This window comes from Pseudorhodoplanes sp. (assembly GCF_050250235.1).
In the GTDB taxonomy this organism is placed as follows: domain Bacteria; phylum Pseudomonadota; class Alphaproteobacteria; order Rhizobiales; family Xanthobacteraceae; genus Pseudorhodoplanes.
In genome coordinates, this window is sequence record NZ_JBFWPA010000122.1 from 1 (window position 1) to 19109 (window position 19109).

Below are 19109 nucleotides of genomic sequence, written 5' to 3' on the forward strand. Positions count from 1 at the left end.
GCCTCGGCCTCGCGCCTTTTTCTCGCCCGACGGCTACGACGATTGCGCGATTCAAGTCTCGCCGAGCCCGAAGACGACGAACTAGCGTCCGCAATCCTTTTGACATTCTAATTCTAAAATGGCACATATGCCCCATAAAGGGGCGGTCGTCCCATAGTGTTGGGTTTAGCGATGTGTGTGGGCGATAAGAGCAACGGGTTTTTGCGTTTTGGTATTGTTGGGCTCGGGGTCGGCGCAACAGCCGTCTTTTCGGCGCTGTCCCGTTCCCGATACAGCACGCTCGTTGCTGGCGCAGATACCGATGGCCATGTCCGGCGGCGGTTTAGCGAACGCTTTCCGGATTCTCGCGCATACGAGAGTATCGAGGATCTGTGCGCCGACGACTCGATCGACGCGATCTGGATCTCAACGCCCAATCGGCTTCATGCAGATCATGCGGTGACTGCCGCAAATGCGAAGAAGCACGTGATCATTTCCAAGCCGATGACCACTACTCTCGGCGATGCGGAGCGGATCATCGAGGCCTGCGAGCGAAATCAGGTCAAGCTAATTGCCGGACACAGCCTGGGATTCAGTCCGGCGATAACGGAAATGGCGCGTCTTACCCAGCCAGGACAGGCGCTCGGCCAGGTCAGGGCGGTGCAACTCGTTGCCTTCACCGACTGGATGCTGCTGCCCAGGACCGCGGAGGAGGTGGATGAAAAGCTGGGCGGTGGAATCATTCACCGGCAATCTCCGCATCAGATCGATGCCATTCGGTTGCTGTGTGGTGGAAAGGTCGACAGTGTTCGCGCGCATGTTGGGTCATGGATGCCGGAACGGCAGGCGCCCGGTTTCTTTACGGCCTTTCTTCAATTCGAAAACGGCGCCGTGGGCACCGCAAGCCACAATGCTTACGGGCATCTCGTAACGTCCGAGATCGTCGATTGGGGCAAGGACGTCGGCATTTCCGGTTGCGACGTGAAGCAGCGTGCTGCCGCTCGCACGGCTTTGCGAAATCGTTCACTGGATGAAGACGCGCTGAAGGATTCGATGCGCGTTGGCGGTGCAGCGCCGCTTTTCGATACGTTGAAGAAACGCCGCGCGTGGCTGCCGCTGCATCTCGGATTGACCTTCGTGAGCTGCGACCACGGCGACCTTCGGCACTCGCCGCACGGCGTTTACATGTATTGGGACGAAGGACGCACTGAAGTGCCCGTCGGGGACGATGCATCCTGGTTCGGGTTCAGCGAGATCGAGGAGTTGTACCGCGCCGTCGCGATGGGCGAGGAGGTCTATCGAGACGGCTACTGGGGCATGGCGACGCTGGAGGTCGCGCTTGCGATTCAGCAATCCAGCGAAAGCCGCAAAGAGATCAAATTGCGGTACCAAACCGGTATCCGCCCGAACGCGCTTAAGGCTGCCAGCCGCAATACGCCACACAATTCGAACTGTGTCGGCTGCTTGAAGAGGAAAACTCAATGACCCCTGAACAAAACGATCGGCTTACCAGAGTTGGACCGGGAACCCCGATGGGCGCCCTCATGCGCCGGTATTGGCAACCGATCGCCGCGAGCGTCGATGTCAACGAGCGCACCCCGACGAAGCTCATCAAGATTCTGGGTGAAGAGCTGGTTTTGTATCGCAATCGATCCGGCGGGGTCGGCCTGATCGGCCCTCGTTGTGCGCATCGCAATGCGAGCCTGCTCTATTCCGTTCCCGAGCCGAACGGCGTTCGCTGCTGCTATCACGGCTGGCTGTACGACGAGAAGGGAGTCTGCATCGAGCGGCCCAACGAGCCGAAGGAACTGGCCAATATCGTGAAGATCCCTTCGTATCCAGTGCAGGAGCGGGGGGGACTGGTGTTCGCCTATCTCGGTCCTGAGCCGGTGCCGCTGCTCCCGAACTGGGACGTGCTGGCTTGGCCGAATGTGACGCGGAAGATTTCGGCCGCGATCCTTCCCTGCAATTGGCTGCAATGCATGGAGAATTCGCTCGATCCGGTGCATTTCGAATGGCTGCATCGATATTACGGCACCTACGAGATGCTGCGGCAGGATCCTTCGAGAAAGCTCGACGAATGGAACGCCACCACCGCGCGGCGCGGAAAGCATCACGTCAAGTTGGGCTTTGAACTGACGAGTTACGGCATCATCAAGCGACGCCTGCTGGACGGCGAGAAGGAAAGCGACGATCACTGGCGGATGGGACATCCGATCCTGTTTCCGAACGTGCTGCGCGTGGGCATGTACGATTGGCACGGCCTGCATTACCGGGTGCCGATGGACGATGTGACGACGCTGCACATCATGGTCGATCTCGACCTGCCCAAGCCCAATACCCAGGCCGAGCCGCAGGACAGCGTGCCTGCGAAATACTGGCCGCTTTATGACGAGAACAACCAGCTGATCCAGACCTTTTCGGGACCGCACGAGCCTTATCACGTCGTGGTTCAGGACCAGGTCGCGTGGATCGCGCAAGGTGCGATCTCGGACCGCACGAACGAGAAGCTGGCCGCTACGGATATCGGCATCGCCTATTATCGCAAGCTGTTGTCGCAGCAGATGGATCTGGTCGAGAAGGGCCAAGATCCGATGAATGTGCATCGCGATGCCGATCCGGACGATTGCATCGTTTTGCCGATCGAGAACGCCCGCTATCCGGGCGACGGTGAAGGCGAGACCGGCGGACCGTTCAAGGATTACGTTCCGAAAAAGCCGGATTACGAGCGGGTTCTGAAATGACGACTTATGCGCGTCGGCAGGTGGAGGAGTGACTGCGGTCGAGCTCGTGGCGCGCCCGTTCGGCCGGGTCACCTCGGTCTCTATCGGCGTTCCTGAAGTGATGCGGAAATGCGGAAGGCGACATGCCCGGCAATCCTAAACCGATCGATCAGCAATTGAACGAATTGGCGAGGGCCCATCGCATCCTCGCCTTGAATGGCCACGTCAACATGACGCTCGGCCATATGTCGTGGCGTGATCCCGAGGGCCGCGGCTTCTGGTTGAAGCGCGCTGGCTTGGGATTCGAGGAAGTCGGAAAGGACGACTTCATCCTGCTAGATTTTGACGGCAACAAGCTGCACGGGAGTGGCGAGCGGCACTCCGAATGGCCCATTCACTCCGAAATCTTGCGCGCGCGCAAAGACGTTCAGGTGTCGGTTCATAGTCATCCGCTGCACGCCACGATTTTCTCCGGCTGCGAGGCGACGCTGCAGGGAGTGTGCCACGAAGCGGTGATGATGGCCGACAAGGTCGCCTATTATAATATAACCAAAGGCCTGATCCGCACGGTGGAGCAGGGAAGAGAACTCGCAGGCGTGTTGGGCGAGAAATCGGCCGTGCTAATGAAAAATCACGGCATGACGACTTGCGGCGCAACGATCGCCGACGCCACGCTGTCGGCGATCTTTCTCGAAAAGGCCTGCAACGCGGAAATAATCGCCGCCGCTACCGGATTTTCCTGGAGCGGACCCGATGCGAAGGACCTGCTTCTCGGCGGCGCTGCTCGCCTCGACGTGAACCCGAGGCTTTCTGCCGATTTCTGGAGCTATTTCTGCCGGCGGCTCGACGTCTACGAAAAGCAGAACAGCATTTCGTTCTAGCGAAGGGCCAGTTTTTTTCTGCGTTGTTCAAAAGTCTGACAAGGCCAAAAAAATAACGGGCCGAATCGGCCCAATAGGGAAGGGGACGAAAATGATGATGGGCAAGCATGCGTTACGTCTGATCGCGGTCGCGGCGATCTTCGGGATTGGAAGCGGTGCGATCGCCCGCGCCTCCGAGTTGCCGTCGTCGATCAAGCTCGTTGTGCCCTATCCGCCTGGAGGGGGTACCGACGCGGTGGCCCGACTGGTCGCGAGCAGCCTCGGAACCGCTCTTGGAGTGCCGATGATCGTCGAAAATCGCTCGGGAGGCGCGACCGTTCCCGCAACGGATGCGGTTGCGAAGTCTCCCGCCGATGGCGGCACGCTGCTGTTCGTAACCGATACCTTCGGCATCAATGATGCAGCCAACAAGCAATTGCCGTACGACACCATACGGGATTTTCGACCGATTGCGAAGCTGGTCAATTTGCCGATGGTGCTTTCCGGCAGCTCTCAGCGCCCCACGAGATGGAAATCCATGGACGAGCTTGTGAAGTTTGCTCGGAGCAATCCCGGCAAAGTCACGTTCGGCTCGCTGGGATCGTCAAGCCCGCACGAGTTGACGATGGCCTATTTCGCCAAACGGCAAGGTATCAACATTCTGAATGTGCCCTATCGGGGCACGACGCCTGCGCTTCAGGATCTCGTGGCCGGGCAGATCGACATCACGTTCACGAATGTCGCCGCGAGTGAACAGTTCAATGCGGATGGAAAGATCTACCGAATCGCCGTGACTTCGCCGGACCGTGCGGTGGGAGCCAAAGAGGTGGAGACGGCGCGTGAGCAGGGCTATCCTGACCTGACTTTGCTCACATGGTTCGGAATTGTCGCGCCCGCCGGAATGCCGCCTGCGCTGGTGGAGCGCTATTATCGGGAAATCGAAAAGATATCGCAATCTCAACAGTTGCAAAAGCTCGTGGCGTCCATCGGTGGAGAAGTATCGGTGAGCGGGCCGGATAGCTTTCTTGAATTTATCAAGAACGACGTTGCTCGCTATCGCAAGATGATAGAGGAAACTGGTATCAAGGTCGAATGAGGGCGGTCGAGGGAGCTCGATAAAATGAAGTCGGCGCGGTTGCGCTGATCGAGAGCGCCTGATGCCTAAAATGGCTTGCGTTCACGCCTTGGTTCGCGAGCGTGAGTCGCGCGGCTTTTGTTTGTCGACCGGTATCGCCGCGTTCAGAAGAACTTTGGCGACCCACCTTTTTACTTCTCTCGCCTCGGCGTCGTTCAACAGGCAAATTTCCTTCAAAACGATCTGCGCCTCGATGCCTACGGTTAGGGTCAGGGCGCAGATCAGCTTCTCCACGGTCGCCTTGTCGGCGACCTTTTCGAGATCGGCGAGTGCGCGCTGGAACGCGAAATAGCGGACGCGCGCGCGCTGTTGTCCCTTTGCGCCATTGTCCAGCGACACCCGGAGCATCGCGCGGAATTCCCTTGAATGCCGGTTCGTCAGACGGTCGTTTTCAACGACCATCGCATCGATCCGCTCCGCGGGAGAGGATGCCTGCGCGACGCGGGTATCGATCTCCGATTGATCGGGACCGGCCACCTTCCAAAGCGCGGCATTGGCGATCAGAACGTCCAATGTCGGAAAGTATCGATAAACCGTGGTTCGGCCGATCTTGGTGATGTTCACGATGTCGCTGATACTGACATCGCGGCCTTGGGCGATGAGATCCGCCGCCGCCTTGATCAGGATATTGCGGGTTCGCCGTTTCTGATCAATCCGCCCCGAATCCAAATAGCCGCGTTTGGTCATATTTCGGACTGCATTTCTCGGCGCTGAAAAATGCGCGATAGAGCATAAAATTTGGATATGTCAAGCGGACTGTCTTCAGCGTAGGGCCGTTGGCTCGACTTAGGCAAGGAGCGATCGCAATGGCTGCGGCTCGCCCACAGCAATCACGCTGGCGCCGGAGGCTCGCACGGCTGGTTATGACGATGGGAAGAAAGGTCCTTTGCCGGGCAGCGGCGTCGCCTATGCGCGCCACCTGCCCGACCGGATATCGACCATACTATGAATTTTTCCAGCGCATTTTTCGGAGGCGCTGGCTTCGACGGTGAGGTGTTTGTCGATGAGGTGTCGCTGCGCCGTGAAGGCCTGGGAATTTCCGTTCCACACGACGCGACCTTTTTCGAGGACATAAAGCTGGTCCGCGAGCCGCGAGAGCGGGCCGAGATTCTTGTCGACCACAAGCATGGAGAGACCGCGGCTTTTCAGTTCGGACAGGCAACTCCATATTTCACGTCGAATCAAGGGCGCAAGGCCTTCGGTCGCTTCGTCGAGTATCAAGAGACGGGGATTGGTCATCAGCGCGCGGCCGATCGCCACCATCTGCTGCTCGCCGCCCGAGAGTTTTGATCCAAGATTGTTTTTGCGTTCTTCCAGCCGCGGAAACAACCGGTACACGGATTGGACCGTCCACGGCTCGTCCTGCTTCTGCCGGTTCGCAGCCCCGCTCAGCAGATTTTCCAGCACCGTCAGATTTGGAAATACCGCGCGGCCTTCCGGCACAAGCCCAATGCCGGACTGGGCGATGCGATAAACCAGTTCGCCGGAGATGTCTTGTCCGCCGAACCGCATACGACCCCGATTCGGCCGCACCTGTCCCATCACGGCGCGAATGAGAGTGCTCTTGCCCATGCCGTTGCGTCCGAGCAGGGCCACGAATTGCCCTTTCGCGACCTGCATCGCAACCGAATACAGGACGTTGACGTCGCCATATCCCGCGTCGATGTTATCGACATCAAGCAATGGCAAAGTCATCGATGGTCTCATCGCCCAAATAGATCGATCGCACCGTATCGTTCTGCTGGATCTCCTCAGGGGTGCCTGACGCGATCGGTTTGCCATACACTAGCACGGTGACCCGATCTGCGAGACTAAAGACCGCATCCATATCGTGTTCGATCAGAACGACGCTGCAGCGCTCTCGGACGTGACCCAGAAACGCGACCATCGCGTCGGCTTCGGCGCCGCTCATACCGGCCAACGGCTCGTCGAGCAGCATGAGCTTGGGTTGCATCGCCAGAACCATGGCGAGTTCGAGCTGCCGGCGCTGGCCATAGGCCATTTCCGAAACTTTCACCTCCTTAGAATGGCCGAGCCCAAGCTCGTCCAGGATGGTATGCGCCGGCGATGTCAGCTGACGATCGCTGCTGACGGCCCGGAGAAACTCATAGGTCCGGGTGCTGCGGCCCTGAACAGCCAGCATGATGTTTTGCAAGGCGGTTAATTCAGGAAAGACCGAGGTGATCTGATAGGACCGGACAAGCCCCAGCAGCGCCCGCTTTCGGGTCGGCAGCTCGGTGATGTCGTGGCCCTCGAATGAGATACGGCCCCCGTTCGGACGAAGCTCTCCGGAAAGCAGGTTGATGAATGTCGTTTTTCCAGCACCATTCGGCCCGATCAGCGCGTGTATCTCGCCAGGGCGGACGTCGAAGTCGATATTGTCCGATACCAGAATTCCGCCGAAGCGTTTGACCAGTCCTCGTACCGAGAGCAGGGCGGTCATGGCTTGCTCTTGATCTGCGACAGCGAACCGTAGATGCCGCGCTTCAATGCGAGGGTCACCACCACGATGAAAAGCCCGAGCGCGGCGAGCCAATGTGAACTGATATAGGCGTCGAAGTTGCCCGGAAGACCGAGCTTGAGGTTTGATAGCACTTCTTCGAACACCATCAGCGCGGCCGCGCCCAGCAATGGTCCGACGATTGTGCCCATACCACCAAGCACGACCATGACGATCAATTCGGCGGAAACGCTCCACTGCATATAGGACGGCGAGACGAAGCGCGTCAGATTGGCGAGAAGGAAGCCTGCCAGAACGCAGATCAGCGCAGAAAAGACATAAGCCACCAGGTTGATGCGCAGGGTGTCGAATCCGAGCGCCGTCATTCTCCGTGCATTCTCCTTCGTGGCACGCAAAGCCACGCCGAATCGGGCCCGGACCAGACGTCCCATGAGAAGCAAGGTGAGCACCAGCAGAAAGAAAGCGGTGTAGTAGAGAACCAGCGGGTCCGACAGCTTGATCGGACCCAATTCGCTTCGGGCAGCGAGCGGAAACCCGTCCTCGCCGCCATAGCGTTTCAGGCTCAAGGCAACGACATAGGCCATTTGCGCGAAGGCGAGCGTGATCATGATGAAGCTGATGCCCGTGGTGCGCAGACTGATCGAGCCTATGAAAATTGCCGCCACGGTCCCGGTAGCAAAGGCGATCAGAAGTTGAAGAGCACCGTTGGTGATGCCATGCTGAGCGCAGATGCCCACGACATAAGCGCCGATGCCGATATAGATGGCGTGACCGAAACTGACCAAGCCGCCATATCCGAGGATTAGGTTCAGGCCGCAGGCGGCGAGACCCATGATCAGAAGTCTTGAGGTGAAAATCAGCAGGTATTGCTGATCGGTCATCGCAGCGAACAAGGGAATTGCGGCAAGAATGGCGAACAGGAGTCCGGCAACCAGCAACTGCAGCATGCTGCCCCGCAACCCAGCGACGCGTCCTTTTGGCCGTGAAAGATCGGCGTCGCTGCGGATATTCGCAGAAAAGCTCATGCTACGATGCCTTCACCGGAAATAGCCCCTGAGGTCGTACAGCAAGGACCACTGCCATCAGGATATAAACGAGCAGGGACGTGACCACGGCGCTCGTTGCCTGCGCCTGGGAGCGCTCCATCAACTCGCGCATCAGAGTTGGAAACAATGTGCGGCCGATGGTATCGAACAATCCGATGATCAGCGCGCCGTAGAAAGCGCCTCGGACGGATCCGACGCCTCCGATGACGATGATGATCAGCGTCAGGACCAGAATCGGCTCGCCCATTCCGGACTGTACCGCGACGAGAGGGCTCGCCATCAACCCGGCAAGGCCCGCGAGAGCAGCGCCAAGACCCACCACGAACATCCGCAGACGCGTGACATTGATGCCAAGCGCTGCAGTCATTTCCGCGTTCGACGCGCCCGCCCGGATCACGATCCCCATCCGGGTCTTATGAATAAGCAGATAAAGGGCGCCTGCCACGATAAGCCCCACAGCGATGAACGCGAAGCGATAGGAGGGATATGGCAGCCCGAAGATCGTGATCGGCTCCGAAAGCCATCCTGGCACGTCCATCGCGAGAGCGGCCGGCCCCCAGATCATGCGAGCCATTTCGTTGAAGAAGAAAATCAGGCCGACCGTGGCCAGAACCTGATCGAGATGATCGCGTTCGTACAAATGACTGAGCACGAGTCGCTCTACGATCACGCCGACGACAAAGGTGCCGGATACGGCAATCACACCAGCCCATACGAACGAGCCGGTGGCGACGTAGCCGGCCGCGGCGAGATAGGCGCCGATCATGTACAGCGAGCCGTGCATCAGATTGATACAATTCATGATGCCGAGGACGAGCGTCAGTCCAGCTGACATCAGGAAAAGTAATATTCCAAGCTGAAGTCCGTTCAGAACCTGCGCTGCCAGCAGCGATGCGCCCATCTTACCGCTCGCCTCGATAGAATGGTATCTTCGATGATGGTTTTCCCTTCGCCTTCCACGACGTTTGAAACGCGCTTGGGAACCGAGGTGTCGAGCATCGATCTGCAAAGAAAATCAGTCCTCACGAGCGCGGGCGAGACGGCTTGCTACGATCGCTTGCTGATGACGACAGGAAGCCGCGCTCGAAGGCTCGAGCTCCCTGAAGGCGACGCGCGAAGCGTTTGTTATCTTCGCACCATCGACGATGCTGTTTCCCTTCGGTCGCGGCTTGTCCCCAGTTCGCGATTGCTGGTTATCGGCGGAGGATGGATCGGCCTCGAGGTGGCCGCATCCGCACGCCAACGAAGCGTCGAGGTGGTGCTGGTCGAAGCCGCATCCCGCCTCTGCTCGCGGACATCGCCGTCGGAATTGAGCGAATATCTCTATCGGTTACACGAAGAAAACGGTGTCGATATCAGGCTGCAGACGTCGGTTATCGCGCTGCAAAAGCGAGACGACGAAACGCAGGCGCGCCTGTCGAATGGGCAGAAGCTCGTGGTCGACGCGGTCGTTGCCGGGATCGGAGTTCAGCCGAACGTGGAAGTCGCGGAGGCTGCCGGGCTGAAAGTCGGCAACGGAATCGTCGTCGACGAGTCTTGCCAGACTTCGGATCCATTTGTTTTCGCTGCGGGTGACGTCGCGAACAGCCCGGATGCGACCGGCCGGCGTATCCGGCTCGAATCTTGGGCAAATGCCCAAAATCAGGCGATCGCGGCCGCAAAGAACTTGCTGGGAGCCCGGTACCGTATCAGGACTTGCCGTGGTTCTGGTCCAATCAATACGGCATCAACATACAGCTACTCGGGCATGATTTTGAGAATGGCGAAATGGTCACGCGGCGCGACGCGAACCGGAACAAACTCAGCTACGTGCGTCTTGACAACGAGATGATTGCCTCAGCAATTTGCGTTAATTCCGGTCAGGACATTCCGACTTATCGCAGGCTGATCCAGCGGGGCTCGAAGATCAACCCGCGACAGCTGTCCGATGTCGCCGATCCAAAGCAGCTTCTGGCGAAGGCAGCCACTTCGTAACGACGAGGCTTGTGCGGTAGTCAAGCTCGGGCGCGCGCCGGCGCAACCCAATCTGCGCGGTCCAAAACGCAATTTTTGGAATTGATCCAACGCTTGGGAGGACTGCAGTCACCCAGCGAAGCAAGATTAGACATCTAAGTAACAAGCCTTGGGCGATGATCAAAGGCGGCTCGAATTGAACTCGGCTGGCTTATTGTTCGCGAATACAGATCGGCATCTCACAGCAGAAAGCTCTTCGAGGAGATGACAAGGCGAATGAATCGTTTTCGCTTGTCACCGTGTGCTACACGTTGCGCGAGTTTGCTGAACTGTATCCTTTGCGTCAATTCGCGGTCGATGGCACCAAGACCTATTTCGACGATCAAACACGTTGAAAGCGAGAGCGAATTGGTCGATATTGGCGGCGACGGCTCGCCGCGCGGCCGCACCGGAATGTTATGAAATGCCGGTATTCGTGACTAACGCAATCCGCCAATCTGTTATGCAAATAAGTCTTTTTGCTGTTTGAGTCCAAACTGATCCTGCGGGTACAGAATTTTACCTTGCGCCGGGGGAGCATAAAATGTCATTTCACGAGGCGTAGGAAAGGCGATCGCGTGAGCAGCGGCGAATCACGGAGAAGAAAGGCGTCGTTAAGCGTAAATCGGCGTAAGAAGAGGACTGAGAGCGAATTGCCGTTCGAAGAAAGCGTCGGCTATCAGGTTCGCGCAACGCACCGTGTATTGCAGCGCTATCTGCAATTGAAAATTGAGCCTTACGGTGTCACCCTCGGCATGTGGTATTTTCTCCGAGCGCTCTGGGACGAAGACGGTTTGACGCAACGGGAGCTGTCAAGACGTGTCGGTACTACGGAACCGACGACATTGACTGCGTTACTAAGCATGGAACGAAGCGGACTCATTAGGCGCTTGCAAAGCAGCGAGGACCGGCGACGTATGCATGTTTTTCTCACCTCGAAAGGCAGGAATCTAAAAGCTAAGTTAATGCCCCTGGCACGATCCGTTGTAGCCACCGCCGTCCAAGGGTTTTCGGCGCCGGAAGCAAGAGCTCTGCTCGCCGCGCTGGTGGGCGTCCAGCGGAACATTCAGACCAGCCTGTCGCAATTCGATGAATCGCGCTTGGTCTAGCCGCTACCGCTAGACCAAGGGTTTGCGGAGACGTGAAATTATATCTTCACGGTCTCCAGCGTTGTCGGATGGAACAGGTCTTCCGGCGTGACGAGCTTCGAGGACAGTCCCTGCGCGTGATGGTGACGGAAAAACGTTTCCAGCACATGTCGGTTCGCCGGCACGCCATAGGACCAATAATCCTCACCCATCAGCGCCTGCGCCTGGCGGATGCGCTCCTCGATGAAGGGTAGCGTCACTTTCACTGCCGATACGTCCTGCAATCGTTCGACCGCGGCCGACTTGGATTGCTCGAACGCCTTGAACGCCGCGGCCGGCAGCCAAGGATGCTTCGCGGCCAGCGTCTTGCGCACGCCGACGATGTGCATGATCGGGAAAATCTTTGTGCGCTTGTAATATTCCCTGGCGGCCGCTTCCGGATCGGGAAACAGCCAGCCGACATTCGGCGTGTCCGGCGGCAAGGCAGGCGCACGGGGCGCCATGAACGCGTCGATCTCGCCCGAAGCCAGCATACCGGAAATAGTCTTGCCTTCCGGGGCTACTTCCAGCTTCACGTCCTTAGGCAGATTAAGTTTGATCTTTTCCGGCCGACCCGCATGGGCTATGCCGCCGCGTATCCAGGTGATGTCGGAAGGCTTCACGCCGAAGTCATCTTCCAGTAACGCACGTGCCCACACCATCGCGGTGAGCTGATATTCAGGCACGCCCATGCGCTTGCCCTTAAGGTCCTCCGGCCTCTTGATGCGATCGGTCCGTACGTAAAGGCAGGTATGCCGAAAGCAACGCGACAGGAAAGCCGGGACGCCGACATACGGGAAATGGCCTTCCGCGCTCTTCACCGTCGCGCTAGACAACGACAATTCGCAAATATCGAAATCGGCGGTCCTAAAGGCGCGAAAGAAAATCTCTTCCGGCGAAAGCGTCATGAAGACAGGGTCGACGCCGTCCATCTGCACAGCGCCATCGATCAACGGCCGATTGCGATCATAGTCACCGATGGCGACAGAGAGATTGAGCTTAGAAATGACACTCCCCCAAGGACGTTGGGTAACGAAAGGATAGCAAAGTCTTCGAAGGCAAGTCTTCGAATACTTCAGCGCGCCGCGTTTCGAAGCTTGATGTGGATGTTCTTTTCCTGCGTGAAGGCGAACATCTCCTCGATGCATTCCTCGCGGCCGATGCCTGATTGCTTATAGCCGCCGAACGGTGCTCCGAGGAAATGCTTGGATGTTTCATTGATCCAGATGAAGCCTGCCTCCACCTCCATCGCGGTGCGATGGGCGGCCGTGATGTCGTTGGTCCAGATCGAGCAGGTGAGGCCGTACTCCACGGAATTGACTTGTTGAAGCATGGTCTTCTCGTCCGACCATTTGAAGATCGCAAGGACGGGACCGAAGATCTCTTCGCGTGCGATTTTCATATCCGGCGTGCAATCCGCGTAGATGGTCGGCTCGACGTAGAAGCCCTTGTCGAGTGTGGACTGAGACGGCCTTCCGCCGCCGCAAAGCAGCCGCGCGCCATCTTTCTCGGCCGATTGGATGTAGGACAGAACGCGATCGTACTGAACCTTGGAAATGATCGCTCCCATCGTGGTCGAAGGGTCGGTGGGAATACCGGGTTTATAATAAGCGGCCTTCTCTTTTACCTTGGCCAGTACCGCGTCGTAGATGTCGGCGTGGATGAACGCACGGCTGGTAGAGCCGCAGGATTGCCCGCACCAGGTGAAGTTCATGCCGCCGATCACTCCGCCCGCCACGTCTTCGGGGTCGGCATCGGAATAAGCGATCAGCGCATTCTTGCCGCCGAGTTCGAGGAGGACCGGCTTCACGGTCTCTGCCGCCGCGGTCATCACCGCGCGTCCCGTCGGCACGCTGCCGACCAGCGCAACCATGGCGACATCGGGGTGAGCCGAAAGCCTGGCGCCGGCTTCGCGGCCTCCCGGAACGACGTTGAAGACACCCGAAGGGAACAGGCCGTCACACAATTCAGCCAGTCGTAACGAGGAGAGCGGCGCCTGTTCCGGCGGCTTCACGACGATCGTATTTCCCGTCGCGAGGGCTGCGGCAGATTTGCCGGCGCAGAACATGAAGGGATGATTGAAAGGGATGATGCGGCCGACGACGCCGCGGGGCTCGCGCACCGAGAAATTCACCACGTCCGGACCCATTGGAATCGACGTGCCCTTCACCTCGGTCACTAGGCCGGCAAAGAAATCCATCTGCGCTGCGGCGATGGTCGCGTCCGCCAGCATTTCCTTTACCGGATTGCCGCAATCGGCGGCGTCGATCATGGCGAGCTCGCCGGCATTTTCGCGCAGGATCTGCGCGACGCGCTTCAGAATACGGGCGCGCTCCAGCGGCTGCACACGACGCCATTCCTTGAAGCCGGCCTTAGCGGATGCAATCGCCGCATCCATGTCGGCCGCGGTGCAATCCGCCACCTTACCAAGCGATTCTCCCGTTCCAGGGCTGACCACCTCGCTATAGCGCTGATTCTTGGGGGCATGCCATTTCCCGCCGTAGTAGGCATCGCGGTGTTCTGGCAGCTGAACCTTGTTCGGAATGACAGGTTGGGGTGGAACTACAGTGTTCATAGCCGGTCTCGTTATTTGAACAGGGGACAGAATCGGCTGGGTGGCCGACCGATCTTACGGCAAAATACTTAGAATACTAAGCAGTGTTGAACAAGAGGTAAAAGATCTGCAACTACCGACTCCCATTCGCCTAGGATGTAGCTGTTCCCGCGCTAGACAAATCTAGCATCCTTCAATATACTTAGAAAGCTAAACAAAGAGGTTGTGGGCCCTCGGCTGGGTCTGCCCGGGAGTATGTTATGCTCACAAACGCAGAAAACGAACTTCTCTGCCGCGTTGAGGGGAATGCGCCGATGGGGCGTCTGATGAGGCGCCATTGGGTGCCGGCGATCTTGTCGGAACAGCTACGGTCGGATGGGCGGCCTGTCCGTGTGCAATTGTTCGGTGAAAAGCTCGTCGCATTTCGCGACAGCGATGGGAAGGTCGGCCTGCTGGGCGAGGCTTGTCCGCATCGGAAGGCCTCGCTTGCTTTCGGCCGCAACGAGGAATGCGGTCTTCGTTGCCTGTACCACGGATGGAAGTTCGATACCGAAGGCAATGTCCTCGACATGCCGTCCGAACCGAGGGAAAGCGTACTTCGCGAAAAGGCCAGACACGTAGCCTATCCCACACGGGAGGCCGGTGAGTTCGTTTGGACCTATATGGGACCGGCTGATGCCATGCCAGCTTTCGAGCAGCCCTCTTGGGCGCCCGACGAAAATACGCGGGTTGCGATCGCCAAGATCGAATTACCCTGCAACTGGGCCCAGATCATGGAAGGCCAAATCGATTCCGCGCATTCGTCCAGCCTGCATTCCTCCGATATGCGGCCCGCCAAGGGCGAGGCAACTGCGAAGACCGACCATTGGGTTCGTCCATCGACCGACAAGAATCCGCGTATTCAAGTGCAGCTGACGAATTACGGCATGCGCTACGCCGCGATCCGGCGGCCGATCACCAATGCCAACACCCATGATTACGTGCGCATCACGACCTATGTCGCTCCGTTTGCGGCACTAATCCCGCCGAATAGTTCGTACAATGTCGCGAGCGTCATCGTGCCGCGAAACGACAACAGCAGCTATTTTCACTTCATCGCGTGGGCCGGGGACGACAAGGTCGGAATCGATACCGATACCTGGCGCAAATTCTGCGTTCTCGTTGTCGGCGACGATGTCGATGCCGACTTCAAGCCGATCAAACGAAATGCCGGAAATGATTATCTGCAGGATCGCGAGCTAATGGAGGCCGGGCATTTCACCGGCATTCCCGGCATCCCGAATCAGGACATCGCTATGTGGGAGTCGATGGGCAGCATCGCCGATCGCACGCAGGAGCGGCTCGGCGCGAGCGATATCGCGATCGTCCAATTTCGCCGTCTGATGATCGAGGCCGTCAATAGCTTCGAAAAGAATGAGCAGGTCATCGGACACATCGAGCCTCGATTGCGGCAGGCCAAGTTGTGCTCCTACCAGGGCGTGGTCGAGAAGACCCTGCCATGGCGTACGCTCGGTGCCTCGGACGAAGAGGTTGCGTTGTTGCAAGGACTGGAGCAGGACGAAACCGAAATAGAAATGGCCGGTGCGGTAGCCTGACCAGCTATTGGCGTTGTGAAGCGGAATTCGATGTCGAACCGCCCCCATCGCGAAAAGCGACCGGTCGGGCTTTACCGCGTTCATTTTTGGCACAACAGAAGCAAATGTCCCTTATCCGATTGCATCCAAAACAAGACGACAAGACGGGGCTGTTCTACCTCGAAATCTATCATCCGGCCGAGGCGGAACAGCCGCTGGTAACGACGGCGGCTCGCTATAAAACGCCAGCTGCTGCGGAAAACGACATCATCGCCATTATTGCGTCGCGAGCAAACTCAGCCTCTTGAGCCTTCGAAGATCGTCAAGCTTGCGATGTATTTGCCGCCATCGGGCCAATGCAGCCGCACTTCGTCACGGCATTTTTGGATCACAGCGGTGATGGTGACGCAGGGTTCGTTGCGTGATTCACCTGTTCGAGGCGCCCACGCCTCTGCAGCCGTGTGTGCAGTCGCTTTGATCTGATCCGGAGACGATCTTGCTTCTGTGATCGCGGAAAGATGGACTCAGCAATACCAACTGGATTCAGTTGATCATTTTAATTTCTCGATCTTCTCGGGACGATTTCAAAATAGCTAAACAAACCTCCAGCGTCTTCATGCCCCATTTGCCAGAATGCAAGGGAGGGATATTCAAAAATACCGCACGATAGAGTTCGTCGATAACTTCCGAGCGAGGAACGGAAGGAGGCGTCAGAGGAATGTGCCTGACGGTCTCATCGCCATAAATCATAATTGTATCTGGCAGAGGGCGGATATCGGCACGATCGCATGAGACAACAACAAATCCAAAATGATTGTGCGACATAAGATCGCTCGCAGAAGGCGTAATCTCAGCACCCTCGGTTGTCCCATAGGCGCGTCTGCTCTTAAGCTCCGCTTCGGCCTCAGGCGTCGTGATTCTGGCCAAAGCTCTTCTCGCAGCGCCGTATGCCGCTGGATCCTTTTTGCTGCCAGTCTCGCCGATCCAACCGCATAGTTCATCACTATCAAAGTGTCCGTACCCCGAATAAGACAGGGATGCGAATGCTCCGTTGTCGAAGGTCAGAAATGCCGAATAAGCTCCTTCAGTCCGCCGACTTTCATCCCAAACGCCCGTTTTAGCGCGTACACTTGCCACCTCACCGCCGGCGAGAATCCGAACGACCTCAAGTTGATGCGGCGCCTGGCTAAAGATGGCGCCGCCTCCTTGCTTCGTGTCAAGCTCTTCGGGTCGCCGTGGTCGATACATATAGTCTGTGAAATTGAGGCAGTTAATCATCCGCACTCTGCCGAACTCACCACTCGCTATCAACTCGCGTGCCTTTAGGTAGGGCGTGTCGAAGCTATGGCTGTGGCCGACAATCAGGTAAACGAACGCGCTCTCGCAAGCCTCAATCATTTTTTCGCAATCTGCCAAGGTTAACGCGAGAGGCTTTTCGACAAGAATATGTTTTCGGTTGCGCGCCGCCAAGACGACATGGTCAACATGAAATTGGTGTGGACTTGCAATATAGATTGCGTCGACATGTGTGTCGCGACACAATTCTTCAACGTCGCGGTAGACTGACCCGCCAAAATCGTTTTGAAACTGTCGTCGGGCTTCACTGCGCGGATCAGCAGCGGCTGTCATTTGAATTCTTGGATCGCGTGACAACGTTGGCAGCATTAGCGCGAATGCACGACCAAGGCCGATAACACCTAGTCGCAAAATGTCGTTTTTCACACTGCTTCCCTCTTACTTGCGCACGAACCAAGAATAACACGGTATACTTAGAAATCGAAGTTTGTGAAGAGAGGTGTTCTAATTGAACGCGTCATATGGTGCCCACGCAAAATCGACGCTCTTATCACGTCGGTCTTCGTCCGGCCCCGCCAGCGCAGGGCGCTTGTTTGGATCGATACGTGGTGATGGCCTTATCTACTTCCCGTAGATGCCTCCGTTTTGAAATGTATGAAAAGTTCATAGGACGCACATGCGTAACCTACGTCCCCCGAACCATTTTCTTCTACCCCCAAAACGGAGAGGGGCTCACTAGGGGCATGGTATCGATCCAGTTGAAGCCAGATCGTGCAAAGCCAACAAAGCCAGAGCTAAGACGAAGACGTGGAATTCGTCCGATGCTCGTTAATTGCTGATCGGACGTAGTTCGGCCGCCGATATTCAAGGGCCTGATACTCCAAAACACACAAATAAATTTGCTTAAGCTGGTTTGTCCGTTTCATTGTCCCATTACAGTTGGAGAGGTTTGTGATCGAAAGATATCGGCCGCGAAGACCAATCAAAATTAACGATGTGCGGTCGATCGCTTGTGCTTGCGCGAGTAGGTCGCGGGTTTACAAACCAAGTCTTCAGCAATGGAAATAGCAACGGAGACCGATATGCCTAAAAAAAATTATACCAACCAAGAACTCAGCAAGCTAATAATTACGATGTTCGGGGACAACGACAGGCGTCCATTCGTCGAAGCGTTGCCAGATAATTTTGAGTTCAAATTTCCATCGGCAACCCCCTATGGTGGTCACTACAAGGGTAAGGCCGCTTTCGAGTCATTTTATGCCAGCATGCTCGAGAAATTCTATGACAGCTTCGTCGCATCGATTCAGCAGGTACATGACGCTGGCGATCATCTAATCGCGCCCATTCGTATTCGCGCTCGCGGCAAGTCGGGGCGCGAGATGGAAATCGAAAATTGCTGGATATTTCGCGTCGAGAACGGTGCGATTGTGTCTGCCCAAGCGTATGTAGACACCGCAAAGGCCGCCGCTACCGCAGGGTGAATTGCGAGCTTACTTAGATTGCAACATTTAGCGAACTGAGACCTGTCTGGGCGCGGGTCCTTCACGCTAATGCCTGCAAGGTCGCACGTGCTTTTCCGCGCGTTCAAAAGATTTAGCGTCTGCTCCTTTCGCGTCCATGATTAATGCGCGGGCATCGCCTTCAGACGGGCCGCCTGCGCAATTTTCAAGCTGCCGTTTTGTTTTGAGCGCTACCGGGGCGCAGTACAACCGAAACGGCTCCGAAGAGATGTCGGCGCCGGTTTCGGCACCGAGGTAGCAAGCTATAGGTGACGGAAAGTTTCAGCGCCGGGTTATGAGGGCGTGTTGAGAAAAGCGTACTTGCGCGAGAGATAAGCCGATTCCATCACATCATTCGTTTTCTTCTTCGACATCAACGCATTCGAGAAGGCTGAAAGCTTGGTGCCGGGGACGACCGCAAGAAGACGATCGGTCGCTATTTCGGTAAAGGTTCGCATCCCGATACATCCGAACGAAATCACGGGGCTGTGGTGATTGGCACTGTAGGCGAGGGCAGCGCAGGCGGGACGTCCAAATACAGAGCTTCCTTTATTTGCTTTCCAACCGGCATCCTCCGCGGCCTCGTTCCAGATCATTGCTTGAGCCGGGCTTAACCAGCACAGTACGGTATAGGGCTCTACCGGAAATTCCGCGAGAGGCCCATAAAGGATGCCCTTTGCGGAGCGAGGGCCGATCGGGATCTGGCCTGCTTCCTCTGAGGCGAGGTAACCGTGCTGGGTAGTGTCCAGAATCTTTCGCACATTGATCAGGCTACGGCTCCCGTTTGCATGATCTGCGGTTGATAGAGCGGCTGCATATTCATGTATCGCTTGGTCGACCATGCGGTCCCGGCGATGTAGCGC

The 19109-nt window shown here is 57.2% G+C and carries 19 protein-coding genes; 10 read left to right on the forward strand and 9 right to left on the reverse strand.

Going from position 1 to position 19109, the window contains the following annotated elements:
* Nucleotides 1–159 precede the first annotated feature (159 nt).
* From AB7F49_RS31195 to AB7F49_RS31210, 4 genes are all read left to right on the forward strand, one after another.
* A complete protein-coding gene (locus tag AB7F49_RS31195; protein WP_428529696.1) occupies nt 160–1464 on the forward strand; it encodes a Gfo/Idh/MocA family protein in 1305 nt (434 codons plus the stop codon).
* Nucleotides 1461–2723 (forward strand): Rieske 2Fe-2S domain-containing protein, encoded by a 1263-nt coding sequence (locus AB7F49_RS31200; protein WP_428529698.1) that lies wholly within the window; start codon nt 1461–1463, stop codon nt 2721–2723. Before AB7F49_RS31195 ends, AB7F49_RS31200 begins: the two co-directional genes overlap by 4 nt.
* A 122-nt stretch (nt 2724–2845) precedes the next feature.
* Entirely contained in the window at nt 2846–3583 is a 738-nt protein-coding gene (locus AB7F49_RS31205) for a class II aldolase/adducin family protein (protein WP_428529700.1), read from the forward strand.
* Between the two features lie 97 nt (nt 3584–3680).
* Nucleotides 3681–4658 carry a Bug family tripartite tricarboxylate transporter substrate binding protein gene (locus AB7F49_RS31210; RefSeq protein ID WP_428529727.1) on the forward strand — a complete coding sequence of 326 codons (978 nt, stop codon included), beginning with the start codon at nt 3681–3683 and terminating at the stop codon, nt 4656–4658.
* Between the two features lie 81 nt (nt 4659–4739).
* On the opposite strand, the gene AB7F49_RS31215 is transcribed toward AB7F49_RS31210, so the two are convergent.
* From AB7F49_RS31215 to AB7F49_RS31235, 5 genes are all read right to left on the reverse strand, one after another.
* A complete protein-coding gene (locus tag AB7F49_RS31215; RefSeq protein WP_428529702.1) occupies nt 4740–5384 on the reverse strand; it encodes a TetR/AcrR family transcriptional regulator in 645 nt (214 codons plus the stop codon).
* 219 nt (nt 5385–5603) lie between these two features.
* A complete protein-coding gene (locus tag AB7F49_RS31220) occupies nt 5604–6392 on the reverse strand; it encodes an ABC transporter ATP-binding protein (RefSeq protein ID WP_428529703.1) in 789 nt (262 codons plus the stop codon).
* Nucleotides 6373–7140 (reverse strand): ABC transporter ATP-binding protein, encoded by a 768-nt coding sequence (locus AB7F49_RS31225; RefSeq protein WP_428529705.1) that lies wholly within the window; start codon nt 7138–7140, stop codon nt 6373–6375. The genes AB7F49_RS31220 and AB7F49_RS31225 overlap by 20 nt, the downstream gene beginning before the upstream one ends.
* The gene (locus AB7F49_RS31230) at nt 7137–8183 is read right to left on the reverse strand and encodes a branched-chain amino acid ABC transporter permease (RefSeq protein WP_428529707.1); all 1047 of its coding nucleotides are present in this window, start codon (nt 8181–8183) and stop codon (nt 7137–7139) included. The genes AB7F49_RS31225 and AB7F49_RS31230 overlap by 4 nt, the downstream gene beginning before the upstream one ends.
* A gap of 1 nt (nt 8184) precedes the next feature.
* Nucleotides 8185–9105 (reverse strand): branched-chain amino acid ABC transporter permease, encoded by a 921-nt coding sequence (locus AB7F49_RS31235; protein WP_428529709.1) that lies wholly within the window; start codon nt 9103–9105, stop codon nt 8185–8187.
* A 36-nt stretch (nt 9106–9141) separates the two neighbouring features.
* On the opposite strand from AB7F49_RS31235, the gene AB7F49_RS31240 reads away from it, so the two are divergent.
* The 3 genes from AB7F49_RS31240 (at nt 9142) to AB7F49_RS31250 (ending at nt 11305) form a co-directional block, all read left to right on the forward strand.
* The gene (locus tag AB7F49_RS31240) at nt 9142–10035 is read left to right on the forward strand and encodes an NAD(P)/FAD-dependent oxidoreductase (protein WP_428529729.1); all 894 of its coding nucleotides are present in this window, start codon (nt 9142–9144) and stop codon (nt 10033–10035) included.
* Nucleotides 9936–10178, forward strand: coding sequence for an oxidoreductase C-terminal domain-containing protein (locus AB7F49_RS31245; protein ID WP_428529730.1), 243 nt, complete (start codon nt 9936–9938; stop codon nt 10176–10178). Before AB7F49_RS31240 ends, AB7F49_RS31245 begins: the two co-directional genes overlap by 100 nt.
* 671 nt (nt 10179–10849) lie before the next feature.
* On the forward strand, nt 10850–11305 hold the full coding sequence (locus AB7F49_RS31250) for a MarR family winged helix-turn-helix transcriptional regulator (protein WP_428529711.1): 456 nt from the start codon (nt 10850–10852) through the stop codon (nt 11303–11305).
* A gap of 38 nt (nt 11306–11343) precedes the next feature.
* Here AB7F49_RS31250 and AB7F49_RS31255 read toward each other — a convergent pair whose 3' ends face one another.
* Both AB7F49_RS31255 and AB7F49_RS31260 read right to left on the reverse strand, forming a co-directional pair.
* Nucleotides 11344–12255 carry an ABC transporter substrate-binding protein gene (locus tag AB7F49_RS31255; RefSeq protein WP_428529713.1) on the reverse strand — a complete coding sequence of 304 codons (912 nt, stop codon included), beginning with the start codon at nt 12253–12255 and terminating at the stop codon, nt 11344–11346.
* A gap of 143 nt (nt 12256–12398) precedes the next feature.
* Nucleotides 12399–13898: an aldehyde dehydrogenase family protein gene (locus AB7F49_RS31260; protein ID WP_428529715.1), complete on the reverse strand. Its 1500-nt coding sequence runs from the start codon at nt 13896–13898 to the stop codon at nt 12399–12401.
* Between the two features lie 293 nt (nt 13899–14191).
* Here AB7F49_RS31260 and AB7F49_RS31265 point away from each other — a divergent pair, with 293 nt between their 5' ends.
* Both AB7F49_RS31265 and AB7F49_RS31270 read left to right on the forward strand, forming a co-directional pair.
* On the forward strand, nt 14192–15472 hold the full coding sequence (locus tag AB7F49_RS31265; RefSeq protein WP_428529717.1) for a Rieske 2Fe-2S domain-containing protein: 1281 nt from the start codon (nt 14192–14194) through the stop codon (nt 15470–15472).
* Nucleotides 15473–15576: 104 nt separating this feature from the next.
* On the forward strand, nt 15577–15759 hold the full coding sequence (locus tag AB7F49_RS31270) for a hypothetical protein (RefSeq protein ID WP_428529719.1): 183 nt from the start codon (nt 15577–15579) through the stop codon (nt 15757–15759).
* Nucleotides 15760–15994: 235 nt separating this feature from the next.
* Here AB7F49_RS31270 and AB7F49_RS31275 read toward each other — a convergent pair whose 3' ends face one another.
* Nucleotides 15995–17173: a Gfo/Idh/MocA family oxidoreductase gene (locus tag AB7F49_RS31275; RefSeq protein WP_428529721.1), complete on the reverse strand. Its 1179-nt coding sequence runs from the start codon at nt 17171–17173 to the stop codon at nt 15995–15997.
* Between the two features lie 656 nt (nt 17174–17829).
* Between AB7F49_RS31275 and AB7F49_RS31280 the strand changes: the two genes are divergently transcribed.
* On the forward strand, nt 17830–18228 hold the full coding sequence (locus tag AB7F49_RS31280) for a nuclear transport factor 2 family protein (RefSeq protein WP_428529723.1): 399 nt from the start codon (nt 17830–17832) through the stop codon (nt 18226–18228).
* Nucleotides 18229–18539: 311 nt separating this feature from the next.
* On the opposite strand, the gene AB7F49_RS31285 is transcribed toward AB7F49_RS31280, so the two are convergent.
* Nucleotides 18540–19109, reverse strand: a 570-nt coding sequence (locus tag AB7F49_RS31285; RefSeq protein WP_428529725.1) for a DUF169 domain-containing protein, incomplete at its 5' end; no start/stop codon positions are given.